1 protein-coding gene is annotated in these 1,659 nt (G+C 61.0%); it reads left to right on the forward strand.

Annotated features, from left to right (window positions below; translation table 11 throughout):
• Positions 1-1,659 (forward strand): FG-GAP repeat domain-containing protein (locus tag RQP53_RS24630; protein ID WP_315653382.1); only part of this gene is annotated, 1,659 nt, incomplete at both ends.

Consider the following 1,659-nt stretch of genomic DNA (forward strand, 5'->3'; position numbering starts at 1 on the left):
CAGCTACTCGCGCATCCGCGCCTATGGGGCGGCCGGTGGCGATGTGAACAACGGCGCGGCTTACTTCAGGGTCTGGACCAAGAGCGGGCAGGTCTACGACTACGGCGCCACGCCCGGCGGCAATACCCGCAGCAATGCGCTGGTGCGAGCCAAGAGCGCGGCCGGCAGTGACACGGTGGCGGTGGCCTGGGCGGTCAATCGGATCAGCGATACCCTGGGAAACTACATCGACTTCTTCTACGCCCAACGCGATGTGGCCTGGGGCACGGGCCCAACGGCGGGCAGCCCGCGCAGCGGCCATGAGTGGGGATTGTTCGAAGTCCAGTACACCGGCAATGCGCAACAAGGGCCTAGCAACAAGCTGGTGCTGGAGTATGAAGATAGGCCCGCCGGGCAGGATCGCTCGGAGGCGTATCACCAAGGCAGCAAGAACGTCAGCGTCTGGCGCCTCAAGGCCGTGCGCAGCTATATCAACTGGGACGGCAGCAGCCTTGGCTTCAGCGCCAGTGGTGCGTTGGTAGCACCGCCGGCGAGCGCCATCAAAGTCAACACGGTCAAGCTGAGCTACGACATCAGCCCAGCCACCCAGCGCAGCCTGGTGAGCAGCATCATCGAATGTGCCGGCAAGCAAGAGACGCTGTGCCAACAGCCGGTCAAGTTTGCCTACAGCGCGCCAGCGAGTGGTGCCAGCTACGCGGCAGCGCCATCGACGACCGGATTTGAGACGCTGGTGATGCGCGAGCTGACGGGCAAGCTTGGCGTGATCAACGCCGACTTCTATGGTGAGGGTCGGCAAAGCCTGCTGCGTTGGGGTGACACGCCTGCCGACAACCAGCTCTGGCGCAGCAATGGGGATGGCACCTTCAGCCGCGACAGCAACTTCAACATCACAACGCAAAACCTCTACAAGAGCGACAGCTGCTACTACACGCAGGTGATGGATCTGAATGGCGATGGCTTGCCTGACATGCTGCGTTATAGCGGGCCTAACAGCCTGGATGGCAAGGCCTGCGCGGACTCAGGGCCGGTGCTGGTATTCATCAATAACGGTAACGGCACCTTCACGCAGAAGCCATGGAATGGCCCGGCGCTGGAACGCAAGTCGAGCACAGCCATCAAGGAATGCGAGCCTCTGAGTACTACTCCTGGGTCAACGAATCCGAGTAGCGGTGATGCCTTACCCGGGGCCGGTAAGGATCCGCTCGCGCAAAGGTGCGTAACCGTTGGATACAAACGAGGCGCGAACTTCTTTATATTCGATGTCGATGGTGATGGTATGCCAGACATCCTGACGACGGTGCGAGCGGAGTTCATGACTCAGTCCGCGCCAACACTCTGTCCGGCTGAGGGTTGCACCAAGTACTGGCATGCCAAGCCTGACGGCAGCTACGAGCAACTCGCGACCAGTCTGAAGGATACGACGCTGTATGTGTCGCCCTATGTCTCACCAGGTATTGGCCAGCCCAAGAACCTGGTGGACGTCGATGGTGACGGACTGGTTGATCTTGTCGGACTCTCACCCAAGTACGCGATGTCTGCAGCGTATCGCAACAACGGCGATGGCAATTTCACGGCCATTGACGCGGCAACGACCTGCGATCTGCCGGGCGACTTCAATGGCGACGGGCGTTCCGACTGTCTGTCGATTGCCGCTGACGC

The organism is Roseateles aquae, assembly GCF_032337115.1.
Lineage (GTDB): Bacteria > Pseudomonadota > Gammaproteobacteria > Burkholderiales > Burkholderiaceae_C > Roseateles_C > Roseateles_C aquae.